This window comes from Rhodovulum tesquicola, assembly GCF_024128855.1.
GTDB classification, from domain to species: Bacteria; Pseudomonadota; Alphaproteobacteria; order Rhodobacterales; family Rhodobacteraceae; genus Rhodovulum; species Rhodovulum tesquicola.
On sequence record NZ_JAMYDV010000005.1, the window covers coordinates 38,732 to 64,966 of the forward strand.

Annotated in this window: 25 protein-coding genes and 1 other RNA gene; 13 read left to right on the plus strand and 13 right to left on the minus strand. The window is 67.7% G+C overall.

The window, feature by feature from the left end; genetic code table 11:
- The first annotated feature begins 4 nt into the window (after window positions 1-4).
- Together NHN26_RS06535 and NHN26_RS06540 are read left to right on the plus strand one after the other, a co-directional pair.
- Window positions 5-409 (plus strand): carboxymuconolactone decarboxylase family protein, encoded by a 405-nt coding sequence (locus NHN26_RS06535; protein ID WP_253088700.1) that lies wholly within the window; start codon window positions 5-7, stop codon window positions 407-409.
- A 3-nt stretch (window positions 410-412) separates the two neighbouring features.
- The gene (locus NHN26_RS06540; protein WP_253088701.1) at window positions 413-1,384 is read left to right on the plus strand and encodes a quinone oxidoreductase family protein; all 972 of its coding nucleotides are present in this window, start codon (window positions 413-415) and stop codon (window positions 1,382-1,384) included.
- A 182-nt stretch (window positions 1,385-1,566) separates the two neighbouring features.
- Here NHN26_RS06540 and NHN26_RS06545 read toward each other — a convergent pair whose 3' ends face one another.
- The 9 genes from NHN26_RS06545 to NHN26_RS06585 all read right to left on the minus strand — a co-directional run bounded on the left by NHN26_RS06545 (window position 1,567) and on the right by NHN26_RS06585 (window position 12,290).
- On the minus strand, window positions 1,567-4,044 hold the full coding sequence (locus NHN26_RS06545; RefSeq protein ID WP_253088702.1) for a DUF3772 domain-containing protein: 2,478 nt from the start codon (window positions 4,042-4,044) through the stop codon (window positions 1,567-1,569).
- Window positions 4,041-5,072: a cysteine synthase A gene (locus NHN26_RS06550; protein WP_253088703.1), complete on the minus strand. Its 1,032-nt coding sequence runs from the start codon at window positions 5,070-5,072 to the stop codon at window positions 4,041-4,043. The genes NHN26_RS06545 and NHN26_RS06550 overlap by 4 nt, the downstream gene beginning before the upstream one ends.
- A 51-nt stretch (window positions 5,073-5,123) precedes the next feature.
- Window positions 5,124-6,251, minus strand: coding sequence for an NUDIX domain-containing protein (locus tag NHN26_RS06555; RefSeq protein ID WP_253088704.1), 1,128 nt, complete (start codon window positions 6,249-6,251; stop codon window positions 5,124-5,126).
- A 10-nt stretch (window positions 6,252-6,261) separates the two neighbouring features.
- Window positions 6,262-6,705 (minus strand): TrgA family protein, encoded by a 444-nt coding sequence (locus NHN26_RS06560; RefSeq protein ID WP_253088705.1) that lies wholly within the window; start codon window positions 6,703-6,705, stop codon window positions 6,262-6,264.
- 3 nt (window positions 6,706-6,708) lie between these two features.
- Complete coding sequence (locus NHN26_RS06565) at window positions 6,709-7,920, minus strand: SAM-dependent methyltransferase (RefSeq protein ID WP_253088706.1); 1,212 nt, start codon at window positions 7,918-7,920, stop codon at window positions 6,709-6,711.
- Between the two features lie 65 nt (window positions 7,921-7,985).
- Entirely contained in the window at window positions 7,986-9,407 is a 1,422-nt protein-coding gene (locus tag NHN26_RS06570; RefSeq protein WP_253088707.1) for a cryptochrome/photolyase family protein, read from the minus strand.
- Window positions 9,408-9,420: 13 nt separating this feature from the next.
- On the minus strand, window positions 9,421-10,650 hold the full coding sequence (locus tag NHN26_RS06575; RefSeq protein ID WP_253088816.1) for an aminotransferase class V-fold PLP-dependent enzyme: 1,230 nt from the start codon (window positions 10,648-10,650) through the stop codon (window positions 9,421-9,423).
- A gap of 107 nt (window positions 10,651-10,757) precedes the next feature.
- Window positions 10,758-11,750 carry an MDR family oxidoreductase gene (locus NHN26_RS06580; RefSeq protein WP_253088708.1) on the minus strand — a complete coding sequence of 331 codons (993 nt, stop codon included), beginning with the start codon at window positions 11,748-11,750 and terminating at the stop codon, window positions 10,758-10,760.
- An 18-nt stretch (window positions 11,751-11,768) separates the two neighbouring features.
- Window positions 11,769-12,290, minus strand: a complete 522-nt coding sequence (locus tag NHN26_RS06585) for a DinB family protein (protein WP_253088709.1) — start codon at window positions 12,288-12,290, stop codon at window positions 11,769-11,771.
- A 132-nt stretch (window positions 12,291-12,422) separates the two neighbouring features.
- Here NHN26_RS06585 and NHN26_RS06590 point away from each other — a divergent pair, with 132 nt between their 5' ends.
- The 10 genes from NHN26_RS06590 to NHN26_RS06635 all read left to right on the plus strand — a co-directional run bounded on the left by NHN26_RS06590 (window position 12,423) and on the right by NHN26_RS06635 (window position 19,319).
- Window positions 12,423-13,463 (plus strand): extracellular solute-binding protein, encoded by a 1,041-nt coding sequence (locus NHN26_RS06590; RefSeq protein ID WP_253088710.1) that lies wholly within the window; start codon window positions 12,423-12,425, stop codon window positions 13,461-13,463.
- A gap of 272 nt (window positions 13,464-13,735) precedes the next feature.
- On the plus strand, window positions 13,736-14,695 hold the full coding sequence (locus NHN26_RS06595) for a sulfurtransferase (RefSeq protein WP_253088711.1): 960 nt from the start codon (window positions 13,736-13,738) through the stop codon (window positions 14,693-14,695).
- Between the two features lie 7 nt (window positions 14,696-14,702).
- Window positions 14,703-15,827 carry a YeeE/YedE family protein gene (locus NHN26_RS06600; protein ID WP_132695319.1) on the plus strand — a complete coding sequence of 375 codons (1,125 nt, stop codon included), beginning with the start codon at window positions 14,703-14,705 and terminating at the stop codon, window positions 15,825-15,827.
- Window positions 15,824-15,994, plus strand: coding sequence for a hypothetical protein (locus NHN26_RS06605; protein WP_165899225.1), 171 nt, complete (start codon window positions 15,824-15,826; stop codon window positions 15,992-15,994). Before NHN26_RS06600 ends, NHN26_RS06605 begins: the two co-directional genes overlap by 4 nt.
- Before the next feature lie 3 nt (window positions 15,995-15,997).
- Window positions 15,998-16,348, plus strand: a transfer-messenger RNA (tmRNA) gene (gene ssrA / locus NHN26_RS06610).
- Window positions 16,349-16,440: 92 nt separating this feature from the next.
- On the plus strand, window positions 16,441-16,866 hold the full coding sequence (locus tag NHN26_RS06615) for a nuclear transport factor 2 family protein (protein ID WP_253088712.1): 426 nt from the start codon (window positions 16,441-16,443) through the stop codon (window positions 16,864-16,866).
- A 118-nt stretch (window positions 16,867-16,984) separates the two neighbouring features.
- Entirely contained in the window at window positions 16,985-17,455 is a 471-nt protein-coding gene (locus NHN26_RS06620; protein ID WP_253088713.1) for an SspB family protein, read from the plus strand.
- Between the two features lie 75 nt (window positions 17,456-17,530).
- Entirely contained in the window at window positions 17,531-18,925 is a 1,395-nt protein-coding gene (gene fumC, locus NHN26_RS06625; protein WP_253088714.1) for a class II fumarate hydratase, read from the plus strand.
- The gene (locus tag NHN26_RS06630; RefSeq protein ID WP_253088715.1) at window positions 18,925-19,107 is read left to right on the plus strand and encodes a DUF4169 family protein; all 183 of its coding nucleotides are present in this window, start codon (window positions 18,925-18,927) and stop codon (window positions 19,105-19,107) included. The genes fumC and NHN26_RS06630 overlap by 1 nt, the downstream gene beginning before the upstream one ends.
- Window positions 19,104-19,319, plus strand: coding sequence for a ribbon-helix-helix domain-containing protein (locus NHN26_RS06635; RefSeq protein ID WP_253088716.1), 216 nt, complete (start codon window positions 19,104-19,106; stop codon window positions 19,317-19,319). The genes NHN26_RS06630 and NHN26_RS06635 overlap by 4 nt, the downstream gene beginning before the upstream one ends.
- A gap of 122 nt (window positions 19,320-19,441) precedes the next feature.
- On the opposite strand, the gene NHN26_RS06640 is transcribed toward NHN26_RS06635, so the two are convergent.
- Genes NHN26_RS06640 through NHN26_RS06650 form a run of 3 tightly spaced genes read right to left on the minus strand, consistent with a single transcriptional unit; the run spans window position 19,442 to window position 22,785 of the window.
- Window positions 19,442-20,788 carry a cytochrome P450 gene (locus NHN26_RS06640; RefSeq protein WP_253088717.1) on the minus strand — a complete coding sequence of 449 codons (1,347 nt, stop codon included), beginning with the start codon at window positions 20,786-20,788 and terminating at the stop codon, window positions 19,442-19,444.
- The gene (locus NHN26_RS06645) at window positions 20,785-21,987 is read right to left on the minus strand and encodes a hypothetical protein (protein WP_253088718.1); all 1,203 of its coding nucleotides are present in this window, start codon (window positions 21,985-21,987) and stop codon (window positions 20,785-20,787) included. The genes NHN26_RS06640 and NHN26_RS06645 overlap by 4 nt, the downstream gene beginning before the upstream one ends.
- A gap of 45 nt (window positions 21,988-22,032) precedes the next feature.
- On the minus strand, window positions 22,033-22,785 hold the full coding sequence (locus NHN26_RS06650) for a cytochrome c biogenesis CcdA family protein (protein WP_253088719.1): 753 nt from the start codon (window positions 22,783-22,785) through the stop codon (window positions 22,033-22,035).
- Between the two features lie 108 nt (window positions 22,786-22,893).
- Between NHN26_RS06650 and NHN26_RS06655 the strand changes: the two genes are divergently transcribed.
- The gene (locus NHN26_RS06655; RefSeq protein WP_253088720.1) at window positions 22,894-23,121 is read left to right on the plus strand and encodes a sulfurtransferase TusA family protein; all 228 of its coding nucleotides are present in this window, start codon (window positions 22,894-22,896) and stop codon (window positions 23,119-23,121) included.
- A 42-nt stretch (window positions 23,122-23,163) separates the two neighbouring features.
- Here the strand turns inward: NHN26_RS06655 and NHN26_RS06660 are convergent, their stop codons facing one another.
- Window positions 23,164-25,911, minus strand: coding sequence for a ribonuclease E/G (locus NHN26_RS06660; RefSeq protein WP_253088721.1), 2,748 nt, complete (start codon window positions 25,909-25,911; stop codon window positions 23,164-23,166).
- Window positions 25,912-26,235: the final 324 nt, after the last annotated feature.

Sequence of the window (26,235 nt, forward strand, 5' to 3'; positions counted from 1 at the left end):
GCCCATGGCCACGGTCAGGATCTGGAGCGATGCCGAGGTTGAGGCGGATGCGCGCGTGAAGGCGGTGTTCGACGACATCCGCGCCACCCGCAAGACCGATTTCGTGAACAATGTCTGGCGTGCGCTTGCGAACCAGCCCGCGGTTCTGGAATCGACCTGGGCGCAGGTGAAACAGGTGATGACGCGGCCCGGCGCGCTTGACCCGGTCACGCGCGAAATGATCTACATGGCGGTCTCGATCGCGAATGGCTGCGAATATTGCGTGCATTCCCACACGGCGGGCGCGCGGGCCAAGGGCATGACCGACGAGATGCTTGGCGAATTGCTGGCCATCGTCGGCCTTGCCGCGCAGACCAACGCGCTGGTGACGGCGCTTCAGGTTCCCGTTGACCCGGAATTCAAAGCGTAACCCATGGAAAAGGCGATCATCGCGCGCGAGCCGGGCGGCCCCGAGGTGCTGGACTGGGTGGACTGGCCGATGCACGCCCCCGAGGAGGGCGAGGTCCTGGTCCGGCACCGGGCTGTCGGGCTGAATTTCATCGACACCTATTTCCGCTCGGGCCTTTACCCTTGGCCCGGTGACATCCTGATCCCCGGCGACGAGGCCGCTGGCGTGATCGAGGCGCTGGGGCCGGGCGTCACGGGCTTCGCAATCGGCGACCGGGTGGCCTATACCACGCCGAACGGCGCCTGCTGCACGGCGCGGGCCATGCCTGCCGACCGGCTGGTGCGGCTGCCCGACGCAATCCCCGACGAGATCGCGGCCAGCGTCATGCTCAAGGGGCTGACGGCGCATTACCTGGTCCATGACAGCTTTGCGGTGCGCGCGGGCCAGAGCGTTCTGATCCATGCCGCGGCGGGGGGCGTGGGGCTGCTGCTTGGCCAGTGGCTGGCCGCAAAGGGCGTGCGCGCCATCGGCACGGCGGGCGGGCCGGACAAGGTGGCGATGGCGCGTGACCATGGCTATGAGACGGTGATCGACTACAGCGCCGGCGATTTCGTCCCGGCGGTGATGGCAGCCACCGATGGCGCGGGCGTCGATGCGGTCTATGACAGCGTCGGGCGCGACACCTGGCGCGGCTCGCTCGCCTGCCTGAAGAAACGTGGCATGTTCGTGAATTTCGGCCAATCCTCGGGCATGCTGGACGACTTCCGCATCTCGGATCTTGCCAAGGGCAGCCTGTCGGCCACACGGCCCGTCCTGTTCGATTTCATCGCTGACCCTGACGAATTGCGCGCCCGGGCCGCCGACCTCTTCGCCGCCATCGTCGCCGGGTCCCTTACCCCGCAGATCGGCCAGATCCGGCCGCTGGCCGAAACGGCGGCAGCCCATCGCGCGCTGGAGGCCCGGGAAACGACCGGGGCCACGGTCCTGCTGCCCTGACCGGCGCGCCGGGACCGCCCCAACACGCAGCGGACGCGGCATCCATCTGATCCGCGCGGCCCGGTCAGCAAAGGGTTGGCGCTTTCGGTGATCCGCCTCGCGCCCAGGTCTATCGGGCAAAGGTCCCGATCGGTCCCGCTCCCCACGCCGCAATCACAAGCACCGCACTCGGCGCGGGGCGTTCATCGCGTGCCGCCGCCATCAGGGCCGTCCGCGTCCATCTCTCCCGGCCCGGTATCGTCCTGCGGCTCCGGCTGGGGTTCGTCCTCCTGCCGGGGCGGTTGCTCCGGCGGCCCGGCCGAACGCGCCCGCGTGCGCAGCGCTTCGGGGTTCCGCAGCCAGATGTCGCGCTGGGCAAAGGGGATCTCGATCCCTTCTTCGGCAAAGCGTCGAGCGATCTCGTGGTTCAGTTCGGTCCGCACCGACAGACCGTAATTGATGTCGCGCAGAACGACCCGAAGTTCGAACTCCAGCGCATCCGCCCCAAAGCCCTGGAACACCACCGTGGGCGGCGGATTGACCATCGCCAGAGGGTGGCTCTCGCCGATCTCGCGGAGGATCTTCTCGACCTTGCGGGTGTCGCTGCCATAGGCGACCCCGACCTTCAGGATCACCCGACCCGTCAGGTTCTGCCGCGTCCAGTTCGTTACCTGCCCCGATACCAGATCGGCATTGGGCACGATCACGTCGGTCCGGTCGAAGGTCTGGATCCGGGTCGAGCGCACCGAGATGTCCTGAACGATGCCCATCACGCCGCCGACCTCGATCCAGTCGCCCTGGCTGATCGGTCGCTCGATCAGCAGGATGATGCCCGAGACGAAGTTCTCGACGATCGTCCGAAGCCCGAAGCCGATGCCGACCGAGAGCGCCCCGGCGACGATGGCCAGCGACGAGAGGTCAATGCCGGCCGTGGTGATCGCGACCAGCGCGGCAAGGAAAAGACCCACATAGCCCAACCCCGAGACGATGGCCGTCTGCCCGCCCGGGTCGATCTTCGTTTTCGGCAGGACCGTGGTGCGCAGCGTGCCCTGCACCAGCCGTGTCATCCCGTAGCCGATCCCGAAGATGATGGCGAAGGTCAGGAAATCGGCCGGTGAAATCCTCGTGTCGCCCAGCGTGAACCCCGCCAGGAACCGTGCCCAGATCTCGGTCAGGTCGGCCACGCGCGCGCCCCAGATCAGCGCCAGCAGCGGCAGCGCCAGCACCGCCAGCACCAGACCGAGCAGCACCGGGATCAGGGCCTCGCCCGCACCCTCGGCATCGTCATGGCCTGTCACCAGGTTGTAGACGTCGCCGACGAAGCGCTGCAGCACCATCAGAAGGCCCAGAAGCGCCAGCGTCAGAATCGGCGGATAGGTGAAGAAGTCGGCCGCCTCCTTGTAGCCGATCGCGCCGAGCGTGGGGCCGATCACCCCCAGCATGATCGCGGCGCGGCCGACGAGACCGATCACCCGGTTGCGATAGGGGCGTTGCTGGTCGGGCCCCGGGTCGGTGCGGCCCTGGGCGATCATGATCTGGCCGTGCCGTATCAGCAGAAGCCCCCCGACGACGACCAGCGGGAAGCCCAGAACCGCCTTCGCCTCGCTGGAAAAGGCGGCAAGTTCGCCCACGAGTCCCAGGAGGCCCGCCAGGGCGACGACCAGGCCCATGCCGGTCGAAAGGAACCGCGCCTCGGCCATCCGTTCGGGCCGCAGGTCGAACAGCCGGCGCGAGACCGAATGCTCGGCAAAGACCCGCGAGCCCAGCCAGCGCGCGGCAAAGAAGGTCAGCCCGATCACCGGCAGGGCGACGAGAATCGTGCCGAGCTGTTGTCCGGCAAGCCCGGTCGATCCGAGCGCCGCGGCCAGCAGCACCAGCCCGACCGTGGGCACGACGATCTGGCCCAGCGAGACCAGCGCGGACGAGACCGCCGCGCCGCGCTGCCGGGTCGACCGGATCAGCCGCTCTGACAGCAGCACGACCCAGCGCCGCCCCCGCGCCAGAAGCACCGCAGCCATCGCCAGGAACAGCAACGTGGCGGGCAGATCCTCGCGGAAGGTCTGGCGACCGGACGGCGTCGCCCAGGCATCTGCGACCTCGGCCATCATGCCGGACAGCGCCTTGCGCAGCGCCTGGGCGCCGTTGGCCCAGTTGACGGGGTTCAAGGGCGTCGGCCCGAGTTCCAGCAGCTTGCTGGTCTGCCGCTCGCGGATCAGGACGTCGATCTCGCGGATCATGCCGTCGGCGCGGCTGTGCGCCTCGACCGCCTTCAGGCCCGGCGCCTGCAGGTCGGCAAGCTGGCGGGCCAGCTCGGCGCGGCGGCGGGCGATCTCCTCGGGTTCGGTCTCGCCCTCGGCGGGCGCGGGGCCAAGCGCCGAGATCTGCTCGCGCAGCGTCTTGATCCGGGAGGCATTGATGCCCTGGGCATTCAGAAGCCTTGTGCGCCAGTCAGCCAGCTCGGCCCGCAGCTCCGAAAGGGCCTGATCGGAGGCGAGGCCCGTCGAGAGGGATTCCTCGGCGCGTGAGGCGACCCGCTCCCAGGCTTCGTAATCGGGCAGGCCCGCATCCGCGTCAGTCGCCCCGGCAGGCGCCGCCTGCTGGGCCACGGCCATCGGCGCGGCCAGCGGGCCCGCAAGCGCCGCGAACAGGACCAGAGCGATCAGTTGCAGCACCCGGCTCATCCCTCGAACATCTCCGGCAGGGCGCGGCGCGGCGCGTCCAGCCAGCCGGGCACCGGCAGGCCCTTGCCGCGCAGGAAGTCGGGGTTGAACAGCCGCGACTGATAGCGCGTGCCATAATCGCAAAGCACGGTTACGATGGTATGGCCCGGCCCCATCTCGCGTGCCATCCGCATCGCGCCCGCCACGTTGATGCCGGACGATCCGCCAAGGCAAAGCCCCTCTTTCTCCAGCAGGTCGAAGACGATGGGCAAGGCTTCGCTATCCGGCACGCGGCAGCAGAAATCGGGTTTCAGCCCATCGAGGTTCGCCGTGATCCGCCCCTGCCCGATCCCCTCGGTGATCGAGGAGCCTTCGGATTTCAGCGCGCCGGCGGTGTAATAGCTGTAAAGCGCCGCACCCTCGGGATCGGCCAGCCCGATCCTGACGCCCCGGGGCTGCAACGCCATCGCCACCCCCGCCAGCGTGCCGCCCGAGCCCACCGCGCAGATGAAGCCGTCCACCCTGCCCCCGGTCTGGTCCCAGATCTCGGGGCCAGTGCTGTCGGCATGCGCCTGCCGGTTCGCCACATTGTCGAACTGGTTGGCCCAGACCGCGCCGTTCGGTTCGGTTTCGGCCAGATGCGCGGCCAGCCGGGCCGAGTAGCGGACGAAATTGTTCGGGTTCGAATAGGGCGCGGCGGGCACCTCGACCAGGTCGGCGCCCGCCAGCAGCAGCATGTCCTTCTTTTCCTGGCTTTGCGTCTCGGGGATCACGATCACCGTGCGGAATCCCATCGAGGCGCCCACCAGCGCCAGCCCGATGCCGGTATTGCCCGCCGTGCCCTCGACGATGGTGCCGCCGGGCCGAAGCGCGCCGCGCGCCACGGCGTCGCGGATGATCCACAGCGCCGCGCGGTCCTTGACCGACTGGCCCGGATTCATGAACTCGGCCTTGCCGAGGATCTCGCAGCCCGTCGCCTCGGACGGGCCGTTCAGCCGCAGAAGCGGCGTGTTGCCGATCAGCCCCGCAAGATCCCTGCCGATATCCATGCCGCCTTCGCCTCCCGTTTCCTCTAGTGCTACGGGGGCAGGCGCTGGAACTCAACCCGAAGCCCGCAACCTCTCACGGTTCCGTGCAAGCCACAGCAGTGACAGGATCAGCGGCGCATTGCCGATCTCGCCGGTCTCGACCAGAACCAGCGCGCGGGCAAGGGGCACGACATGGGCGCGGATATCCTCGGCCTCGGCAGCCAGCCCGCCCAGCCCGCCGGTGCCCTCGGGCAGGTCGGCCTCGGCGACAAAGGAATAGATGAACTCGGTCTTCGCGCCGGGCGACGGATAATAGCCATAGACCCGGTGCAGCGGCCCAAGGGTGATCCCCGCTTCCTCGACCGCCTCGCGCCGAACGGTGGTCTCGGGCGTCTCGCCGGGGTCGATCAGCCCCGCGATCGCCTCGAGCGACCAGCATTCGCTGTCGCCCCTGCCATAGGGGCCGACGCGGAACTGTTCGATCAGAAGCACCGCGTCACGCGCCGGGTCATAGGGCAGCACGGTGGCGGCATCGGCGGTGAAGAAGGCGGCGCGGTTCACAGCCGGGCTCCAGGCCCCGTCAAAGCGGCGATGGCGGAAATCGTATTCCTCGACCGCAAAGAAATTGGCATAGGGCTGGCTGCGGGCGAATTCCTCGATATCGTCGGGCCGGGTGGGCCGGCGCAGCGTCGCGGGCGCCGGTTCACGGGCCCGGATGCGCGCCGCCGCCCGCGCGAGGATCATCCGGTAACGCCTTGCGTTCAATTCAGGATCGCGACCGGGATAGCCCAGCATCACCTCCTCGGCGGCCAGCGTCACGATTTCGCCCCAATGCGCCTGCCACTCGGCAAGCCGCCACGCGGCACCGGGGCACGGCGCCGGGCTGCGGGCCTCATAGACCCCGGCGCTGCAGGGGCCTGCCCGGGTCTCGACCGTGACCAAGCCCAGCGCGAACCCGTATCCGCCCTCGTAATAGTCGAGCCGCGCGCGCGCCTCGGCATCGACGCCCTCAAGACACAGCCCCTCGGCCACCGCACCCGGCGCCGGGTGGATCGCCGGAAAGCTCTCGCCCTCGACCCAGTGAACGGCGTGATCGGCCAGCCGGGCGGGCGTCAGCACCAGATCGGTCTCGGGCCGGTCCAGAACGCGCGCCAGAAGCGGCCGATGGCAGAGCGTGCCGTAAAGGAACAGACGATCCAATCAGGCCCCCTCAGTTCCAGCGATGCGAGACGAACTCCACGACGAGCGCCGCCAGCAACCCGCCAAGGATCAGGATCCCCATCGCGACCGGAGCGGTCACAAGCTTGAGGCCATATTCGCCGATCAGGGCGATCATCCCGTTCAGGGCGTCCATGACGCCGTCAAAGCGCATCCGCGTGGACTGCCGCAGCATCTCGTAGATCGCGTGGAACAGCAGCGCATAGAACACCAGCACGGCCGAGGTCCGCAGCCCCGAGGCAAGCGCAACCCCATAGCCCTCGCCCGCAAGGCGCCCCATCACGAGCCAGCCCACAAAGACGCCGATCACCGTGTTGACAAGGACGAAATTGCCCAGGTTTGTGCCCTCGGGGAATTGCGGCACCAGCGCGTCAGAGGTGAACCACGCCACCGCAGCGAACAGCAGGGCGGCGACAAGCTTTGCTGCGGTGGGCATGGATCAGGCGGGTCTCGTGACGGTGAACTGGGTCACGTCGCAGTTTCCGCTGTGGAAGGTCGCCGCGCAAGAGGTCAGATACATGTTCCACATGCGCCGGAAGCGCGCATCGAAACCCATATCCGCCACCTCGTCCCAGCGTGCGTTGAAGCTCTCGTGCCAGCGGCGCAGCGTCAGCGAATAGCTTTCGCCGAACTCGATCGAGCGGGTCACCTCAAGCTCGGCCGCGCGGGCAAGGTCGCCAAGGATGGTGTGGCTGGGCAGCATGCCGCCGGGAAAGATGTATTTCTGGATGAAGTCCACGCCCTTGCGGTAGATCTCGAAGCGACGTTCCTGCACGGTGATGATCTGCAAGGTCGCATGCGCCCCCGGCCTCATGCAGTCGCGCAGCTTGGCGAAATAGACCGGCCAGTATTTTTCCCCCACCGCCTCGAACATCTCGATCGAGGCGATGCCGTCATAGGTGCCGGTCTCGTCGCGGTAATCCTGCAGCCGGATCTCGACCCGGTCCGACAATCCGGCTCGGCGGATGCGCTCGACCGCGTAATCATGCTGCTCGCGGCTGATGGTCAGCCCGGTGACCCTGAGCCCGCGCTTGGCGGCGGCGTATTCGGCAAAGCCACCCCAGCCGCAGCCGATCTCCAGCACATGATCGCCGGGCTTCACCCCCATCTCGTCGACCATCGAGGCGTATTTCAGCTCCTGCGCATGTTCCAGGCTTTCCTGACCGGTGCGGAACAGCGCCGAGGAATAGGTCATGCTCTCGTCAAGCCAGAGTCCGTAGAAACCGTTGCCGAGGTCGTAATGGGCCGCGATGTTCCGCTTGGCCTGCCGCTTGGTATTGCGCTGCAGCCAGAAGCGGAACCGCTCATAGGCACGCACAAGCCCCATGCCGAGGAATCCGTCGAACAGTTCGTCATTGTCGGCATGAACCAGATCCATGAACGCCATCAGGTCCGGCGTGGACCAGCCCTCGTCCAGGTAGGCTTCGCAGAAACCCAGATCGCCCTCGCGGATCAGCCGGGCGAACACATCCGGATCGTGGATGTCCAGTTCGGCAACCGGACCCGGAGCGCGGCCCTCGGCGCGGAACCGGCGCCCGTCGGGCAGCACGAAATCCAGCCGCCCATGGGCCATGGAACAGGCCACATCGAAGACCTGCGCAAAATAGCGTGGCAGGTTGGCCTGCCCTCTTGTCGTTGTCAGGACACTCATCCCGGCTCCCTCGTTCCCCTTTTTCTTGTTTCTTGCAGATGCGCGCCCGACCGCGCAATGCCCCTTCAGCCGCTGCGCGCCTCATAGGCGGCCAGCGCGCGCCTGCGCCCCTCCTCGGCAGAGACGACCGGGGCCGGATAGCGGTCGGCAGGCGACAGCCCCCAGGAGGGCGGCACCGCCTCGAAATAGGACAGCGCCGTGTCGGACGGCCGGACGCGGCCCTCGGCGATCCAGGCGTCGAGATAGGCGTGATCGGGGTCGAACTTCTCGGCCTGGCTGACCGGGTTGAAGATGCGGAAATAGGGCGCCGCATCGGGACCCGAACCCGCAACCCATTGCCAGCCCATCGCATTCGCCGCCGGGTCCCAGTCGGTCAGGTGGTCGGCAAACCATTTCAGCCCGACCTGCCAATGGGTCATCAGGTGCTTGGTCAGGTAGGAGGCGACGATCATCCTCGTGCGGTTGTGCATCCTGCCGGTGACATACATCTCGCGCATGCCGGCATCGACAAGGGGGATGCCGGTGCGGCCCTGTTTCCAGGCGAGCACCCCGGCGGCGGTCTCGTCGGTGGACCAGGGAAAGCTGTCCCAGCCCTCGCGCCAGTTGGCCGTCGCGATATGCGGACTGTGCCACATCAGATGCCAGGCGAATTCGCGCCAGACGATTTCCTTGAGGAAATGCTCAGCACCTGCCTTGCCCGCGACCATCGCCGAAAGCCCCGCATGCCAGAGGGCACGGGGCGAGATCTCGCCACAGGTCAGGTTCTCGGACAGATGCGAGGTGGCATTGGCTGCGGGAAAGTCGCGCCGCGCCTTGTAGTCCGCGATCCGCGCCTCGACAAAGGCGGCAAGGCGGTCCTGGGCCGCCTCCTCTCCGACGCAGGCATGGCGCGCGACGACCGCAGCACCCCGCCGCATCGCCGCCCCCATGCGCCAGCTTTCGATTTCCTCGGTCGCGGGCCAGCGTTCGGGGCGCGGGATGATGCCCGGCGCGGGCTGCGGCTCGGCCACGGGACGCTCGCGCACCGCCTTCCAGAACGGCGTATAGACACGGTAGAACGCCCCCTGCCCGGTTTCGACCGTCCAGGGCTCGAACAGCAGAAAGCCCGGAACCGACCGCACCTCGATCCCGTCCGCGGTCAGCGCGGCCTTCACCGCCTTGTCGCGGGCAATGCTGTCGGGGTCATAGGCACGCGACCAGATCACCGCGCCCGCGCCGGTCTCGGCCACCAGCGAACGCAGCGTCGTCAGCGCATCGCCCCGGCGCAGGATCAGCCGCGAATTGCGTGCGCCCAGCGTGCGGGCAAGATGTTCGACCCCCAGCCCCAGCCGCCATTTCGCGGCCGCACCCAGCGCCGCCACGGAATCGTCATGGATGAAGACCGGCACCACCGGTCGCCCCGAACCGCAGGCTGACGCCAGCGCGGGATTGTCGGCCAGACGCAGGTCGCGGCGGACCCACCACAGGATCGGGGAAGCATCGGACATTCGGGTTCCGGTTTCAAAGCTCGCTATCTAGCGCGGTAATCAGCCGGTCAACCTCTTCGGGCAGCGTGTAATGCAACAGGCTGAGGCGCAGAACGCCGCGGACCGGGTCCACCCCCATCGCCTGCAACAGTCGTCGCGCATAGAAATCGCCCCCGCCCGCAAGGATGCCGTGCCGCGCCAGCCGCTCGGCCACCTGCGCGGCGGGCTCGGACAGCGCGACCGACACGGTGGGCAGCCGCCTGTCCGCGCGCTTCGGCCCCAGAACGCGCAGGTTGGGCCGACCGGCGAGATACTCCATCAGCGGCGTCAGGATCGCGGTTTCCTGCTGGCGGAACAGTTCCGCGACCTTGTCCGCCCGCCCCCGCGCATCCCGCCCGCCCAGGAAATGGTGGTCATAGATCGCGTCGACATAGTCCGATATCCCCGCGCAGGCCGCGATCTGGGCGTGATCGGGCCCGGCGGGATTGAACCGCTTGACGGTATCATCCGCGTTGAACCAGTGGCCCTGGTTCGGCAGCCGATGCGCCAGTTCGCCCCGCATCACCATCACGCCCTGGTGCGGGCCATAGGTCTTGTAGGTCGAGAACAGGTAGATATCGGCCCCCAGACGGCGCAGGTCGGGCAGGCCATGCGGGGCGTAGCCGACCCCGTCCACGCAACTCAGCGCCCCGGCGCCGCGCAGCATCCGGCAGATCGCGGCCACATCGTTCACCTCGCCCAAAATGTTCGAGGCATGCGGGAAACAGACCAGCCGCACCCGCTCGTCCAGCAGCGCAGCAAGTGCCCCGGGATCGAGATGGCCGGTATCGGGATCGACCTTCCATTCGCGGATCGCCAGCCCGCGCTGCTCGGCCAGTTGCCGCCAGACCCCGGAATTCGCCTCGTGGTCCTGATCGGTGACCACGATCGCATCACCCTCGGCCAGCCATTGCCGGAACGCCTGGGCCAGCACATAGGTATTTCCCGAGGTCGAGGGGCCGAAATGCACCTCGTCGCGGACCACGCCCAGATGGGCGGCCAGCCGCAGCCGCGCCTCGTCCATCTCGGCGCCCGCCTGCTGCGAGGCGGGATAGGCGCCATAAGGCTGGACTCGGCGCTCGTTGAAATAGCGGTGGATGCGCCAGATCACATAGCGGCAGACAAGAGACCCACCTGCATTCTCGCAGAACACCTTGTCGCGCAGGTCCTTCTGCCGGAAGGCCGGGAACTGGTTGCGGACAAACTCGGGATCGAGCGCGACCATCTTGGCTCCGGCGGTGTCGGGCATCTGTTGTCCTGCCTGTCTAGACGGCCGGCGGGATGATTGCAAAGCCTTGAAATACCATGGCTTCGCGCTAGGCGCGAACAGGTTCAGGCATTCACATCCACCACGACCCGCCCCTGCACGCGGCCCTTCAGGATATCGGCGCCAAGCGCGGGCAGATCGGCCAGCACCGCGGGCCGGATCATCGCCTCGAGCTTGTCCAGCGGCAGGTCCGTCGCGATCCGGCTCCAGGCGCGCAGCCGGTCCTGTTGCGGCCGCAGCACGCTGTCGATGCCCAGAAGGTTCACGCCGCGCAGGATGAAGGGCGTGATCAACGCGCCCTCGATGGCCGCGCCGCCCGCCAGCCCCACGGCAGCGACGGAGCTGCGGTATTTCATCTGTTTGAGGATGCGCCCCAGCATCGCGCCCGCCACCGAATCGACGCAGCCCGCCCATGTCTCGCTTTCCAGCGGCTTCCTCGTGACCTCGGTCAGTTCCTCGCGCGGCAGGATGCGCGCCGCGCCCAGATCGCGCAGATAGGCTTCGGTCTCGGGGCGGCCGGTGACGGCGACGACCTCGTGGCCGAGCTTTGCCAGGATCGCCGTCGCGACCGAGCCGACGCCGCCCGCCGCCCCCGTCACCAGCACCGGCCCGTCGCCCGGTTTCAGCCCGTGATCCTCAAGCGCCATGACCGCCAGCATCGCGGTGAACCCCGCCGTGCCCACCGCCATCGCCGCGCGCGTCGTCAGTTCCTCGGGCAGCGGCACCAGCCAGTCGGCCTTGACGCGGGCCTTCTGGGCATAGCCGCCCCAATGGCTTTCGCCCACCCGCCAGCCGGTCAGCACCACCCGGTCGCCGGGCTTGTAACGCGCATCCTCGCTTGCCTCGACCACGCCCGCAAAGTCGATCCCCGGCACATGCGGATAGCTGCGCACCAGCCCGCCGCCCGGCCCGATGCACAGCCCGTCCTTGTAGTTCAGCGTGGAATACTCGACCGCGACCGTCACCTCGCCCTCGGGCAGGCGGCTTTCGTCCAGATCCTGCACGCCCGCACGGGTCTTGCCATCCTCGTCCTTCTCGACGACCAGCGCCTTGAACATCCTCTCTCTCCCTTGGTCTCAGCCCGCAAGATCGGGCAACAGAAGCAGGTCCGTGGGCCCCGGATCGGCCCCGGCAGCGGTCAGCATCGCGTGGATCTGGCCGCGATGATGGGTCTGGTGGTTGAACATGTGCGCCACGCACAACGCGCGCGGCAGCGTGACCATGCGCTCCGACACCGCCGAATACCAGGTCAGGTCGTCCGCCAGCGCCCCGTCGGTCAGCGCCTGCGTCCAGCGGCTGATCCGGGCGTCGGTGATCTGCCGCTTCGAGCGCAGATCGACCCAGTCGGGGACGAAATCGCTGCTGTCGGCCCGTGACAGATCCGGCGCATCCCAGCCGTCAAGCCGCGCCATCCAGGCATGATCGGCCCAGAGAAGGTGCGACAAAGTTCCCCGGATCGAACGCCAGAACGCGCCGCGATCAGCCTCGCGCGCCTCCAGTGGCAAGGCGCCCGCCGCCTCGAACACCGCGCGATTCTGCCAACGATTGTAACGTGCCATCATCCGGCACCAGTCGGCCGTCACCAGCGTCGCGCCCATCCCGCCCTCCTTCACCTCACCCCTTTTGACAGAGCCGTGAGCCGGTTGCGAGTCCCCCCTATTCCCCTTGAGCGGGCACCGGCGCATCGCTAGCGTGCCCCCACACTCACCCCGCAACCAAAGGGATGACGAATGACGATGCGCACCTTCCTTGCCTGTTCCGCCGCCACGCTGATCGGCTCTGCGGCCCTCGCCGCCGATCCCGATTTGCTGGTCTTCGATTATTCCGGTTTCGAGGATCCGGCCTTTCACACCAAATATGCCGAACAGCATGGCCAGCCGCCCAGCTTCACCTTCTTCGGCGACGAGGAAGAAGCCTTCCAGAAGCTGCGTTCCGGTTTCAAGGCCGATGTCAGCCACCTCTGCGCGGGGTCGGTGACGAAATGGGCAGAGTCGGGAATCCTGGAACCCTGGGATACCGGCCGGATCGCCGCCTGGGCCGACATCAATGCCGATCTGAAGGGCAAGGCGCTGGTCGATGCGACCGAGGTATTCTTCGTGCCCAGCGATTTCGGCTCGACCGGCATCGCCTACAACACCGACCAGGTGCCCGCCGAGGCCGTCGCCTCGCTTCAGGTCTTCCTGAACCCCGACTATGCCGGCCGGGTGACGCTGCCTGACAATGTCGACGACGCCTATGCCCTGGCCTATCTGGCGACCGGCACCACCGACTGGACCGAGGCGACGGACGAACAGTTCGCCGCTGCCTCCGCCTGGCTGCGCGAGGTGCATCCGAACCTGCGCACCTATTGGGTGGACCCCGCAGAACTGGCGCAGCTTCTGGCCACGGGCGAGGTGCTGATCGCCTGGGCGTGGAACGAGACGGTGCCGACCATGGCCGAACAGGGCTTTCCCGTCGGCTTCCAGCGCGAGGCGGTCGAGGGCTCGTCGCTGTGGATGTGCGGCTATGCCAAGCTCAAGGACGGCCAGGGCTCGGTGGACAAGGCCTATGACTTCATCAATGCGCTGCTCGACCCGTCCTCGACCGAGGCGCTGCTGGCCGCAGGCTTCGGCCATGCCAATGCCGCCGCGATGGCCGCGATCGGCGAGGAGGCGCTGACCGAGGTGGGGCTGGGTCCGATCGACGCGCCCGTGCTGACCCAGCTTCCGATGCCGGGCCAGTTGCGCGAACGCCAGTCCGCCGAGTTCGAGAAGATCAAGGCCGGGTTCTGATCCCGCCTGCCGCCGCCCCCGGCCCCGGGGGCGGCGCCTGCCCGGGCCGACCGGCTGCGGCCGCAATGTCACGCCCGCGTCCTTTTTTCCCGCCCGCCGGAGCAATCCGTTTCCAGCAAACGCCCGGGCGGGCGAAAAAACGCCTCAAGCGACAAAGTCACAAAGAACGCGCGATTTTTTGCGGCATTCACGCTAGTCTGAGTCGCGCCATGCGGTATTGCGCCGCGCGTTATGCCGCCACAGGTTCGGCCCATCAGAAAGAGGTGACCGACATGACGAAACATCTTCCCCCCCTGGCCTTCGCCCTCGTCCTTGCGGCCCTGCCCGCCGCGGCGCAGACCCCCGAATTCGGCCCTCTGATCGAGGCCGATACCCTAGACGCGGCGCGCGATGGCGTTGACCCGCTGATCCTCGACATCCGCCCCGGCAAGGTCGAGGGCAGCGAACAGACCCTGTTCGAGGCGGGACACATCCCCGGCGCGGTGCATGCCCCCTACAACCTGTTCAGAGGCCCGTCCGAGAATCCCGGCGCGCTGGTGCCCGAGGACCGGCTGACCGAGGTGCTGCGCTCGCTGGGCGTAACGGCCGACCGGCCCACCGTGATCGTCCACCAGGGCAGCGACCAGACCGATTTCGGCTCGGCCGCGCGGGTCTACTGGACGCTGAAATCCAGCGGCGTCGCGCCCCTTGCCATCCTGAACGGCGGCATGAACGCCTGGCAGGCGGCCAGCCTGCCCGTGGAGACCGGCCCGGTCACGCCCACGCCCAGCGACATCACCGTCAGCTTTTCCGACGAATGGCTGGCCACCACCGCCGATATCGAGGCGATCGTGGCAGGTGGACAGCCGGGCGAACTGATCGACGCCCGGCCGGTCGAGTTCTGGGAAGGCAATGCCAAGCATGACGCCGCCGCCCGGCCCGGAACCCTGCCGCAGTCGCGCTATTTCATCCATTCGGGCTGGTTCGGCGACGCGCCCGCGCGGATCGAACCTTCGATTGTCGAGCGGCTTGCCGCCGCCAACGGCTTCGAACAGGGCGACCGCCTGGTCTCGTTCTGCAATACCGGCCATTGGGCCGCGACCAACTGGTTCGCGCTGAGCGAACTGGCGGGTATCGAGGATGTGCGGCTCTATCCCGACTCGATGGTCGGATGGGCCAATTCCGGAAACGCGATGGACAATGTTCCAGGGCCGATCCGCAACCTGTGGAACCGTGTGACGGGCAAGTATTGAGGAAAGCATGAGCGATACCACCCTTGAGGCGCGCAGCGCGCCGCGCCTGAGGGGCCGCGCGCTGGCGGTCCTGGCGGCACTTGCCGCGGCGCTGGCCGTCGCGGCACTGGCCGGACCGCGCTACGGCGCGCTTCTGCTGATCGGTTTGGGGCTGGGCCTCGCGATGGAGGGGCTTCGCTTCGGCTTTACCGGGCCGTGGCGGCGGCTGATCCTGTTCCGCGACGCGACCGGCATGGTCGCGCAGATGATCTGCATCGGGCTGGTGGCGGTGATCGCCTTCCCGCTGCTTGCGTCCAACCCGACCGAGTTGGTGGGCGCGCATGCCCCCGTCGGCTATGCGATGATCGGCGGCGCCTTCGTCTTCGGGATGTGCATGCAGATCGTGCTGGGCTGCGGCTCGGGCACGCTGGTCAATGCGGGCTCGGGCAATCTGGTCAGCGCGGTTGCCCTGCCCTTCTTCTGCATCGGCAGCTTCGCGGGGGCGTATCACCTGACCTGGTGGACCGGGCTTGGCAGCCTGCCCGTGGCGGCGCTGTCGGGCAATGCGGGACTGGCGCTGACGCTGGTGGCGCTGGCGGCGGTGGCGGGGATCGCGCTTGCCGTGGCCGAACCCGGCAAGCGGATGCTGCCCGGCCGTCTCTGGGCCGCGGCGCTGATCGTGGCGGGGCTGGCGATCCTGCATCTGGTGGTCGCGGGCCAGCCCTGGGGCGTGGTCTACGGACTGGGGCTGTGGGTCGCCAAGGGGGTAACCGCGCTGGGCGCGGATCTGTCGGGCTCGGCCTTCTGGTCGGCGCCATCCAATGTCGAGCGGATCGAGCAGAGTCTTCTGACCGACATCACCTCGCTGACCGATATCGGCCTGATCGCGGGCGCAGCCCTTGCCGCCTGGTGGCGCGACGGGCTTAGCGCCAAGGTCACGGGCCACCCGATCCAGGCCTGGATCGCGGTCATCATCGCCGGGTTCCTGCTGGGCTATTCCTCCCGGCTGGCCTTCGGCTGCAATATCGGCGCACTCTTCAGCGGTGTCTCGACCGGCTCGCTGCACGGCTGGGCCTGGTTCGCGGCGGCCTTCACCGGATCATGGTACGGCATCAAGCTGAGGCCCTATCTGGGGCTGGAGGCGCGGCGATGACCCGCAGACCCATCGTTGTCGCCCTGCTGGTCGCGGTTGCGGGCGTCTTGACCCTCGATCTGGCGACCTCGCGCCCGCTCGACCCCTTTACCGCGCCGCCCCTTCTGGCGCTCGGCTCGGGACAGGCCTCGGGCGGGGCGCATTGCGCCTCGCTGCCCGGAAGCTGACCCCCCCTTGCACGACTCGGGCCGTCCGCCTACATTCGAAATGTCTCGCAAGGGACTATGGCGATAAACGCGCCCGTAATAAGCGGATCGGACCCGGGGGCGGTACCCGGCGGCTCCACCAAAATCCCACATTGGCGGGATCATGGGGCCGAAACAGGATCGACGGACGTCTAAAGGGGTTATGCTTTCGCTCGGTGAGCTACCACCGTTATCGGTGCAAGCATGATAGTTGCCAATGACAACCGTGCTCCGGTGGCGCTGGCCGCGTAAGCGGTCCGCAAGACCAAATCTAAGCCCTTGCGTCTAGCAACGTAAGGCGGGGTTCGCAGGCACCTGGCAACAGAAGCCTGCACTTCCCCCGGATCATCCGAACCGGACGCGTGCCAGCGTTGATGCTTCGCTAACCGTTTTCTGGGACAAATCCGATCAGAGAAAGGGGAACGCGCATGAACAGGACCGAACGACTGGAGGACTGGTATCGCCGCGTCTATCTCGAGGGCGATTTCGAAGCTGTAGGTTCACTTTTCACCGACAACACCAAGGCCGCGGGCCTGATCGACGACATGCAGGTCGGCCCCGAGGATATCGGCGTCTTCGCGATGGCGCTGGTCAATCTGGTCGAGGCGCCGCAACTGCGCATCGTCAAGACCGTTGAATCGGGCGACTGGCTCGCCGCCCTGATCGAATGCTCGGCGGTACGACCGGGTGACGGCAAACCGGTGCGCGTGATGGGCCAGTTGATGGCCCGCTACGAGGGCGACAGGATCGCCGAGGCCTATAACAGCTTCGACTTCATCGCGTTCTTCGAGCAACTGGGCCTGCTGCCCTCCGATTCGGTCATGATCGGGATGAGCGGACAGAAGATCAGCTAGGCGATCGCATCCGGTCCCGGCATGCCTTCGGGATCGGGGACGGATTTTTCCGGTAGCCCCTTCCCCTGTCTTGCGAATCCCCTATGCTGGGGCCGTTCAACCCGAGGGTTAGGTGACGATGTCCGACCGGATCGATTACGGGAACCTCATGCATGCTGCCATGCGCGAGCTGATCCGCAAGGTGCTCGACCGCATCGCCACCACCGGACTGCCGGGCGATCATCATTTCTTCATCACCTTCGACACGACCCAACCGGATGTCGGCCTCGCCGACTGGCTGCGTGACCGCTACCCCGAGGAGATGACGGTGGTGATCCAGCACTGGTTCGAGAATCTCGAGGTGACCCATGACGGGTTTTCGGTCACCCTGAATTTCGGCGACCGGCCCGAACCGCTCTATATCCCCTTCGACGCGATCCGCACCTTCGTCGACCCATCGGTCGAATTCGGCCTGCGCTTCGAGACCCAGCAGATCGAGGACGAGGACGACGAGGGTTATGACGAGGACGGCCCCGGCCCGAACGTCCTGACCGACAGTTCGGGGCATACCGAGGCCGAGGTCGTGAGCCTGGACAAGTTCCGCAAATAGCCCCCCGCCCGGCCCATTGCCCCGCGTCCCTCCCCGGCCTATAGCCTGTCAGCAACGACAGACCGGAGGATCGCGATGAGCCAGACCCGCACCGAGACCGACAGCTTCGGCCCGCTGGAGGTGCAAGCCGACAGGTATTGGGGCGCCCAGACCCAGCGCAGCCTGCTGAATTTCCCCATCGGCTGGGAGCGGCAGCCCATCGCCATCGTGCGCGCGCTGGGCGTGGTCAAGCAGGCCTGCGCCGAGGCGAACATGACGCTCGGCACGCTGGACGACACCCGCGGCAAGGCCATCGTGAAGGCCGCGTCCGAGGTGATCGAGGGCCGGTTCGACGATCATTTCCCGCTGGTGGTGTGGCAGACCGGCTCGGGCACCCAGTCGAACATGAACGCCAACGAGGTGATCTCGAACCGCGCGATCGAATTGCTGGGCGGGGTGATCGGCTCGAAGGATCCGGTGCATCCGAACGACCATGTCAACATGGGCCAAAGCTCGAACGACACCTTCCCCACCGCCATGCATATCGCCGCCGCGATGACCGCGCGCGACGTGCTGCTGCCGGGGCTGCGCAAGCTGCTGGACGGGCTGGAGCGCAAGTCGGACGAGTTCCGCGACATCATCAAGATCGGCCGCACCCATACCCAGGACGCCACGCCGCTGACGCTGGGTCAGGAATTCTCGGGCTACGCGCAGCAGATCCGTCAGGGCATCGCGCGGATCGAGATGGCGCTGCCCGGCATCCACGAACTGGCCCAGGGCGGAACGGCGGTCGGCACGGGGCTGAACACGAAAAAGGGCTGGGGCGAGATGGTGGCGGCCAACATGGCGCGCATCACCGGCCTGCCCTTCGTCACCGCGCCCAACAAGTTCGAGGCGCTGGCCGCGCATGACGCGATGGTGTTCCTGTCGGGCGCCATCGCGACGGTTGCGGGCTCGTGCTACAAGATCGCCAACGATATCCGGTTCCTGGGCTCCGGCCCGCGCTCGGGGCTGGGCGAGTTGATCTTGCCCGAGAACGAGCCCGGGTCCTCGATCATGCCCGGCAAGGTAAACCCCACCCAGGCCGAGGCGCTGACCCAGGTCGCCGCCCATGTCATCGGCAATGACGCCGCGATCAAGTTCGCGGGCAGCCAGGGTCATTTCGAGCTGAACGTCTACAACCCGATGATGGCCTACAACCTGCTGCAATCCATGCAGCTTCTGGGCGACGCGGCGGACAGCTTCACCGAGCGGATGCTGAACGGCATCCAGGCCAACGTGCCGCGGATCGAAAAGCTGATGCGCGAAAGCCTGATGCTGGTCACCGCGCTTGCCCCCGAGATCGGCTATGACAACGCCACCAAGGTCGCCAAGACCGCGCACAGGAACGGCACCACGCTGCGCGAGGAGGCGATCGCGCTGGGCTTCGTCGATGGCGAGACCTTCGACCGGGTGGTGCGGCCCGAGCAGATGATCGGGCCGTCCGACTGATGGCGGGCGGCGTCGTCAACCTGCGCGCGGCCCGCAAGGCGCGCGAGCGCGCCGAGAAACGCGCAAAGGGCGACGAGAACGCCGCGAAATTCGGCCGCACCAAGGCCCAGAAGGCGCACGAGGCCGCCGAAAACACCCGCGCCCGTGCCACGCTCGACGCCCACCGGCGCGAGGACGAATGAACGGCCGGCCGGTCAAACGCTCGCTCACGCTCAAGGGGCACCGCACCAGCGTGTCGCTGGAAGACGTGTTCTGGACGGCCTTCCGCGAGATCGCGACCGAGAAAGGCGTGCCGATCAACGCGCTGGCCGCCGAGATCGACGCCGAGCGGGATATGGAAACCGGTCTTGCCTCGGCGATCCGGGTCTATGTGCTGAGCCACTATCGCGGGTAAGGCTTCGTCATCGCTGCCAGGGCGCGGGGCATGGACGATCTGCCCCGCTGCGCGCCCCCCGAAATCCGCTGCGCCAGCCCGTCAGCGCCAGCCCCGCGCGAGAGCTTCTGCGCCGCCCCAGGTCAACGCCGCGCAAGCTGCAGCCAGATCCCGTGTTTCGAACGCACCGTCAGATGTGCCACGGGCACCGGCACGCAGCCATTGACCGGCGCAAAGCGGAAACGGCGCAGCACCATCGCCAGCAGAAGCACCCCCTCGACCATCGCGAAACCGGCCCCCGTGCAGACCCTTGGACCGGCCGAGAACGGGATGAACGCCTCGCGCAGGCATGTCTGGCCCTCGGGCGTGGCGAAGCGGCCCGGATCGAAGGCGTCGGGCCGGTCCCAGATCCGTTCGTGGCGATGCAGATGCCAGGGGCTTATCACGATCTGGGCGCCAGGCGGCACATCGCGATCGCGGAATCGTTCCGCCCGGGTCGCCTCGCGCACCATCATCGGCACGGGGGGGTAAAGCCGCAGCGCCTCGCGAAAGACATCGCGGGTGAGGGCAAGCCGCCGCATGTCCGAAAACTCGGGCCGCTCGGGCAGCGCTGCGGCCTCTTGGGCCACGCGGTCCTGCGCTTCGGGATGGGTTGCCAGCAGGTAAAGCGCCCAGGCCAGCGCCGAGGCCGAGGTCTCGTGCCCGGCCAGGAAGAAGATCGCCACCTGATCGACCATGTCGGCGGCATCGAACCCCTGTCCCGTCTCGGGGTCGCGCGTCGTCATGATCTGGGTTGCCAGATCGTCGGGCGCGATGCCTGCCGCGATCGCGGCCGCGCGCGCCTGCGTCAGCCCCTCGATCAGGTCGCGGATCCTGCGCGCCGTCGCGCGCGTTTGCCGCCCGTGCAGCCGCGGCCTCCAGCCCCGACCGGCAAGAAGGGCCGCGAGGTTCAGCAGCGGCTGGCTGCGCTGGTAGTCGCGAAAGGCATGGAACACCGCGCCCGCCGTCTCGTCCTCGATCGCGATCGAGAACAGCGTGCGAAAGATCACATCCGCCGCGGCATGGCTGGTGACCGCCTCGATCTCGCGGATGCCGGGTTTCAGCCGGCCCAGCGCCGCCTCGCCCGCCGCGACCATCGCGGGGAAGGTATCGCGCAGCCGCCCCCCCTCGAAGGCCGGGTCGATGATGCGGCGCTGGCGTTCCCAGGCAGCGCCATTCGTCACAAAGACCGACTGCCCCAGAAGCGGCGCAAGCCCGACCCGCACCCGGTCGGATTTCGGAAAGTCGCGCGGCCGATCCTGCAGCACCAACCGCACCAGATCGGGCTCGTTCACGAGGAAGGAGTGGAAGAACGGCGTGCGGAACTCGGCCATCCTGGCGCGGTAAAGCCGCGCGGGCTGGGCCGAGAGGATATCGCTGCGGAACCGGCGCATGTAACCGATGAGCGAGACCTTGTCCGGTCGGGGAACGGGTTTGGGCGGCCGGGTCATGGCCTGGTCGAGGTGAAGGGGTTGCGGGGCGTCGCGATGCGGCTGGGCGACGGGGGCTGGTCGGCAAAGCGCGCGCCAAGGCTCAGCGGCCCGGCGGTGACGCGGAAATAGTCATAGGCGCCGGGCCGGTCGAAGGCGCAGAGATACTGGAAATGCAGCCGGAAGAACCGCCAGCGCAGCGCCCGCCAGCGCGCGGGCGACAGCGTCTGCGAGAAAGCCGCCGACAGCACCAGTGGCCAGCGTTGCGGCACCGGCGCCACGCCCGTCACCGCCACCGGGTCGCACAGCGCAAAGGCACAGCCATCGCCCGGCGCGGTCACATCGACCCATGGAATGGGCCCCTGCCCGGCCATCAGCGCCATATCGGCCCGCAACCGCCAGGCCCGGGGCAGGAAAGCGACCATCGGCGCGACCTGCCCCAGCGTCAGCAGCGACAGCGCCGGGGCGTTCGCAGGAACGCGGTCGCTGCGCAGAAGCTCGGCCAGAACCGACACCGCCAGATGCGCGCCCGAGGAATGACCGACGACCAGCACCTCGTCCACCTCGTCGGTCAGCGCGGCGGCGATGCGGTCGGCAAAGACGGCCAGCCGCGCCTCCAGATCGGGCGGATAGGCGCCGCCCCGGCTGGCGGCGTGCGCAAAGTCATGCATCAGATACCAGGCGAAGACGCGGCCATCCTGCGCCCGAAACCACGCCAGCACCGGCCAGACCACGACCAGCCCCAGCCAGCCCGCAAGGGGCAGCCCGGTCAGAGCGAGCAGCCCGCCAAGACCCCGCGCGAGCATCAGCGCGACGGCCAGTTGCCCCAGCAGCACCGCGATCGGGTAGAGCGCCGCAACGGTCGGCCCTTTCCTCAGCCGTGCAAGCCGCCAGAGCGCCCCCGAGCCGAGATAGGTCCAGGCCGTCCGGACCAGTTGCGCATAGGTCGCGGGGATCGAGGACGACATCGAGGCGCGCACGATATCCGACCAGGCCAGCACCTCGATCCGCGTCTCGATCTCGGCACCCTCGATCCGGGCCCTCACCGTCCAACCCCCGGGCAAACCGCCGGGGGGAATGGCGATCTCGAACCCCGAGATGCGCGCCTGTTCTGCGGCCTCGCGACGGAAAAGTTCACGGTAGCGGCGCGGCGGAAACGGGTCAAAGCCGGGGATGTAAAGCACCCGCCGCCGCCCGACCTGCCCCCCGCTGCCCGTCATCCCGCCCCAGCCCTTCGCCGCCGCCGCGGCGCAAGACTAGGTCGTTCAACCGAGAGTTGCCAGCCCCGGGAAGGTTTCGAGCAGCCAGTAGCTGAACGCGCTGAAGGCACCTGTCACCAAGGCAAGACCGACCACCAGAAGCAGCGCGCCCATCGACCTTTCGATCAGCTTCATGTGACGCTTGAGCCGGTTCATCAGGCCCATGGACCGCTCGATGAACAGCGCGGCCAGGATGAAGGGAACGCCCAGACCCGCCGCATAGACCCCCAGCAGAAGCGTGCCGCGGGCCACATCCGCCTCGGAGGCGGCAAGCGACAGGATCGCGCCCAGTTGCGGGCCGATGCAGGGCGTCCAGCCAAAGGCAAAGGCCAGCCCCAGAAGATAGGCCCCCAGGGCCGAACCGCCCCGGTCGCCCGCATCCAGCCGCGCCTCGCGCTCGAGGATCGGAATGCGGAACACGCCAAGGAAATGCAGCCCGAACAGAATGACCATCACGCCTGCGGCACGCGCAAACCATTCCTGGTTCTGCAGGAAGAACGCGCCGAAGGCCGAGGCGGTGAAACCCAGCAGCAGAAAGACCGTGGACAATCCCATCACGAAGAATAGCGCGGGCGCCAGCGCACTGCGCCGCGTCCCGGTCCGGCCAGTCAGCTCGCCCATGCTGATCCCGCCCATATAGGCGAGATAAGGCGGCACGATGGGCAGCACGCAGGGGCTGACAAAGCTCAGAACACCTGCGGCCAGCGCCACCAGCATCGCGGGCAGAAGCCCAGCGTCGATCACCTCGATTCCGAACATTCCGCCTCCTTGCTCGGTTCGGGCTTACCCCAAGCCGCGCCATTCGTCACGCCACCCGGCCTCACAAAGCCGTGGACAGGACGCCGCAAGCGCCTTACGCACGCGAAGATGGTGGTGGCACTCGAGATAGACGCGCTGGGGTTGCGTTGCCCTCTGCCCGTGTTGAGGGCGCGCAAGGCGCTTGCGCAGATCGACCCCGGCGGGGTGCTGCGGCTTTGGGCCGATGATCCCATGGCCATGATCGACATCCCGCATTTCTGCCGCGAGGCCGGGCATGAATTCATCGCCATGGAAGAGCGCGATGGCGCGCAGTTTTACCTGATCCGTAGAGGCTAGAAAGCCCGGCCCCCAAGGGGAACCGGGCCATTTCTGTTGTCCCTAACGGCCCAGCGACCACCAGCCGCGCTTGCGCGATGCTGGCTCCGCCTTGGCGGATTCGTCCCCTTGCTCGACCAGTTCGGGCGCCGGTGCGGGCTGCACCTCTGCCTCTGCCTCGACCTTGGGCAGGGCCTCGGCTTCGGTCTCGGGCTGAATGTCGGATGCGGCCTCTGCTGCCTCTGGCTCCGGCATCGCCGCGGCTTCGGTCTGAACGTCGGACGCAGCCTCCGCCGCCTCGGGCTCCGGCATCGCCGCGGCCCCGGTCTGAACGTCGGACGCGGCCTCTTCCGCCTCTGGCTCGGGCATCGCCTCGGCCTCGGCATCCTCCGCCATGGGCTCGGCTGCGGGCTCTGGTTTGCTTGCCCGGGACCCTCGCGAGCGTCGGCTGCGGCCTTTCTTGGGCGCTGTCTCGGCCTCACCCGCGTCCTCGGCCGCATCCGCCAGCGGCACAGCCTCCGCCTCGCCTGCGGCGCCTTCCTCGGCCTCGTCCTCGTCGGCCGCCGCCTCTTCCAGCCGCGCCTCCTCGTCGGTCTGCCCCGGCTTCTTGCGGCGACGACGGCGGCGGCGCTTCTTGGGCTTGTCCTCTTCCCCGGCAACCGCCACAGCCGCGGGCGCGGCTTCGGGTTCGGCTGTCTCGATCTCCTCGGCCAGATCGGGCATGTCGGAGGTGTCGACCGAGATCACCGGCGCGCTGACTTCGGGAACCGCCCTTGTGGCCGTCTTGAACCGCTCGATCGAGAAATCGGGCGAGATCAGGAACGGATCGGCCTCGACCCGCACCGACAGGCCATAGCGCGCCTCGATCTGGGCGATATGCTCCCGCTTCTGGTTCATCAGGTAGTTGACGATGCCGATCGGCGCCTTCAGCAGCACCTCGCGCGAGCGGGCGCGCACGCCTTCTTCCTCAAGCTGGCGCAGGATCGCCAGCGCAAGGTTGTCGTCGGACCGGATCAGCCCGGTGCCGTGGCAATGCGGACAGGGCTGGGTCGTCGCCTCGATCATGCCGGGGCGCAGCCGCTGGCGGCTCATCTCCAAGAGGCCGAAGCCCGAGATCCGGCCGATCTGGATGCGGGCGCGGTCGTTCTTCAGCTTGTCCTTCAGGCGCTTCTCGACGGCGGCGTTGTTCTTGCGCTCTTCCATGTCGATGAAGTCGATGACGATCAGCCCGGCAAGGTCGCGCAACCGCAATTGCCGCGCCACTTCCTCGGCGGCCTCCAGGTTGGTCTTGAGCGCGGTTTCCTCGATCGAGCCCTCTTTCGTCGCCCGGCCCGAGTTCACGTCGATCGCCACCAGCGCCTCGGTCACCCCGATCACGATGTAGCCGCCCGATTTCAACTGGACCGTCGGGTTGAACATCGACGACAGGTAGCTTTCCACCTGGAAGCGCGCGAACAGAGGCATCTGCTCGGTGTAATGCCGGACGTTCTTGGCGTGGGACGGCATGATCATCTTCATGAAGTCCTTGGCCACGCGGTAGCCGCGCTCGCCCTCGACCAGCACCTCGTCGATCTCGCGCGAGTAAAGATCGCGGATCGACCGCTTGATCAGGTCGCCTTCCTCGTAGATCGGCGCGGGCGCGATGGATTTCAGCGTCAGCTCGCGGATCTGTTCCCACAGCCGTTGCAGGTATTCGTAGTCGCGCCGGATCTCGGACTTGGTCCGCTGCGACCCCGCCGTGCGGATGATGAGGCCAGCGCCCTCGGGCACCTCAAGTTCGGCCGCGATTTCCTTCAGCTTCTTGCGATCCGCGGCATTGGTGATCTTGCGCGAGATGCCGCCACCGCGGGCGGTGTTCGGCATCAGCACGCAGTAGCGGCCCGCGAGGCTCAGATAGGTCGTCAGCGCCGCGCCCTTGTTGCCGCGCTCTTCCTTGACCACCTGCACCAGCATGATCTGCCGGACCTTGATGACCTCCTGGATCTTGTAGCGCCGCAGTCGCGGCTTGGGCCTGCGGATCTCCTCGGTCACATCCTCCTCGGCGATCGACTCGATCTGGTCATCGCGCTCGACAACATCGACGCTGTTGTCCTCGCCCTCCTCGGCCACCGGCTCGGGCGACGGGGCGTCGGTGTCGGCCGGGGCCTCGCCCGACTTGCGCGCGGGCTTGCGCCGACGCCGGCTCGGACGGCGGGGCTTGGCCGCATCGGCGGCATCCTCGACCGGCAGGGCAGCCACGTCTTCCTCGCCCAGATCGACGACATCCATACCGGGAATGCTGGCGGGTTCGCGGGTTTCGACCGGATCGTCACTGCGGGCCGAAGCCGCCATCGTGGCGGACGGCGGAGTGTCGTCCCCGGTCTCCGCCTCGGGCTCGGACGATTCGCCTTCCGGTTGCACCTCTACATCGGCCTCGGAGGCGGACTCGACCTCCATCGCCTCGTCCTTCGGCGAACGGCGCGACCGGCTGCGCCGCTTGGGGCGGGGCTTGTCGCCCCCCTCGTCCTCGTCCATCGCCTCGGCGAGCGCGCGTTCCTCGGCCAGCAGCGCCTCGCGGTCGGCCACCGGGATCTGGTAGTAATCCGGATGGATCTCCGAGAAGGCCAGGAAACCGTGGCGGTTGCCGCCGTAATCCACGAAGGCCGCCTGGAGCGAGGGCTCCACGCGGGTGACCTTCGCTAGATAGATATTGCCGGCGAGTTGCCGTTTGTTGACGCTTTCGAAGTCGAAATCGTCAACCTTGTATCCGTCCACCACAACCACGCGGGTTTCCTCCGCATGGGTGGCGTCGATGAGCATTTTCTTTGCCATGTCAATTCTTTGCACCACGGCGGACCGACTGACCCCGGGGGGGCAGCGCGGCGCGGTGGGTGTCTTGTTGGGGCGTGGGCGCGCGCAAGCGGACGTCGGGCGGCGCTTGGCCTTCCCGTTCCGTGCCTGCTCTGTCCGGCGCGCTCCATCGCGGTTCGTCTCCGATGCCGCATGGGGGCGCGGCATCCGTTGGTGGTACCCGGCGGCCGCTGTGGTCCCGGGGATGCGGTGGGTTCTTGTCGAACCCGATCGGTCTGTTTCGTGCTGCTCCGGGACATGTTGCCGCGGCACGCGCGAACAGCGAAACTCGTTCGTCGCAGGGGC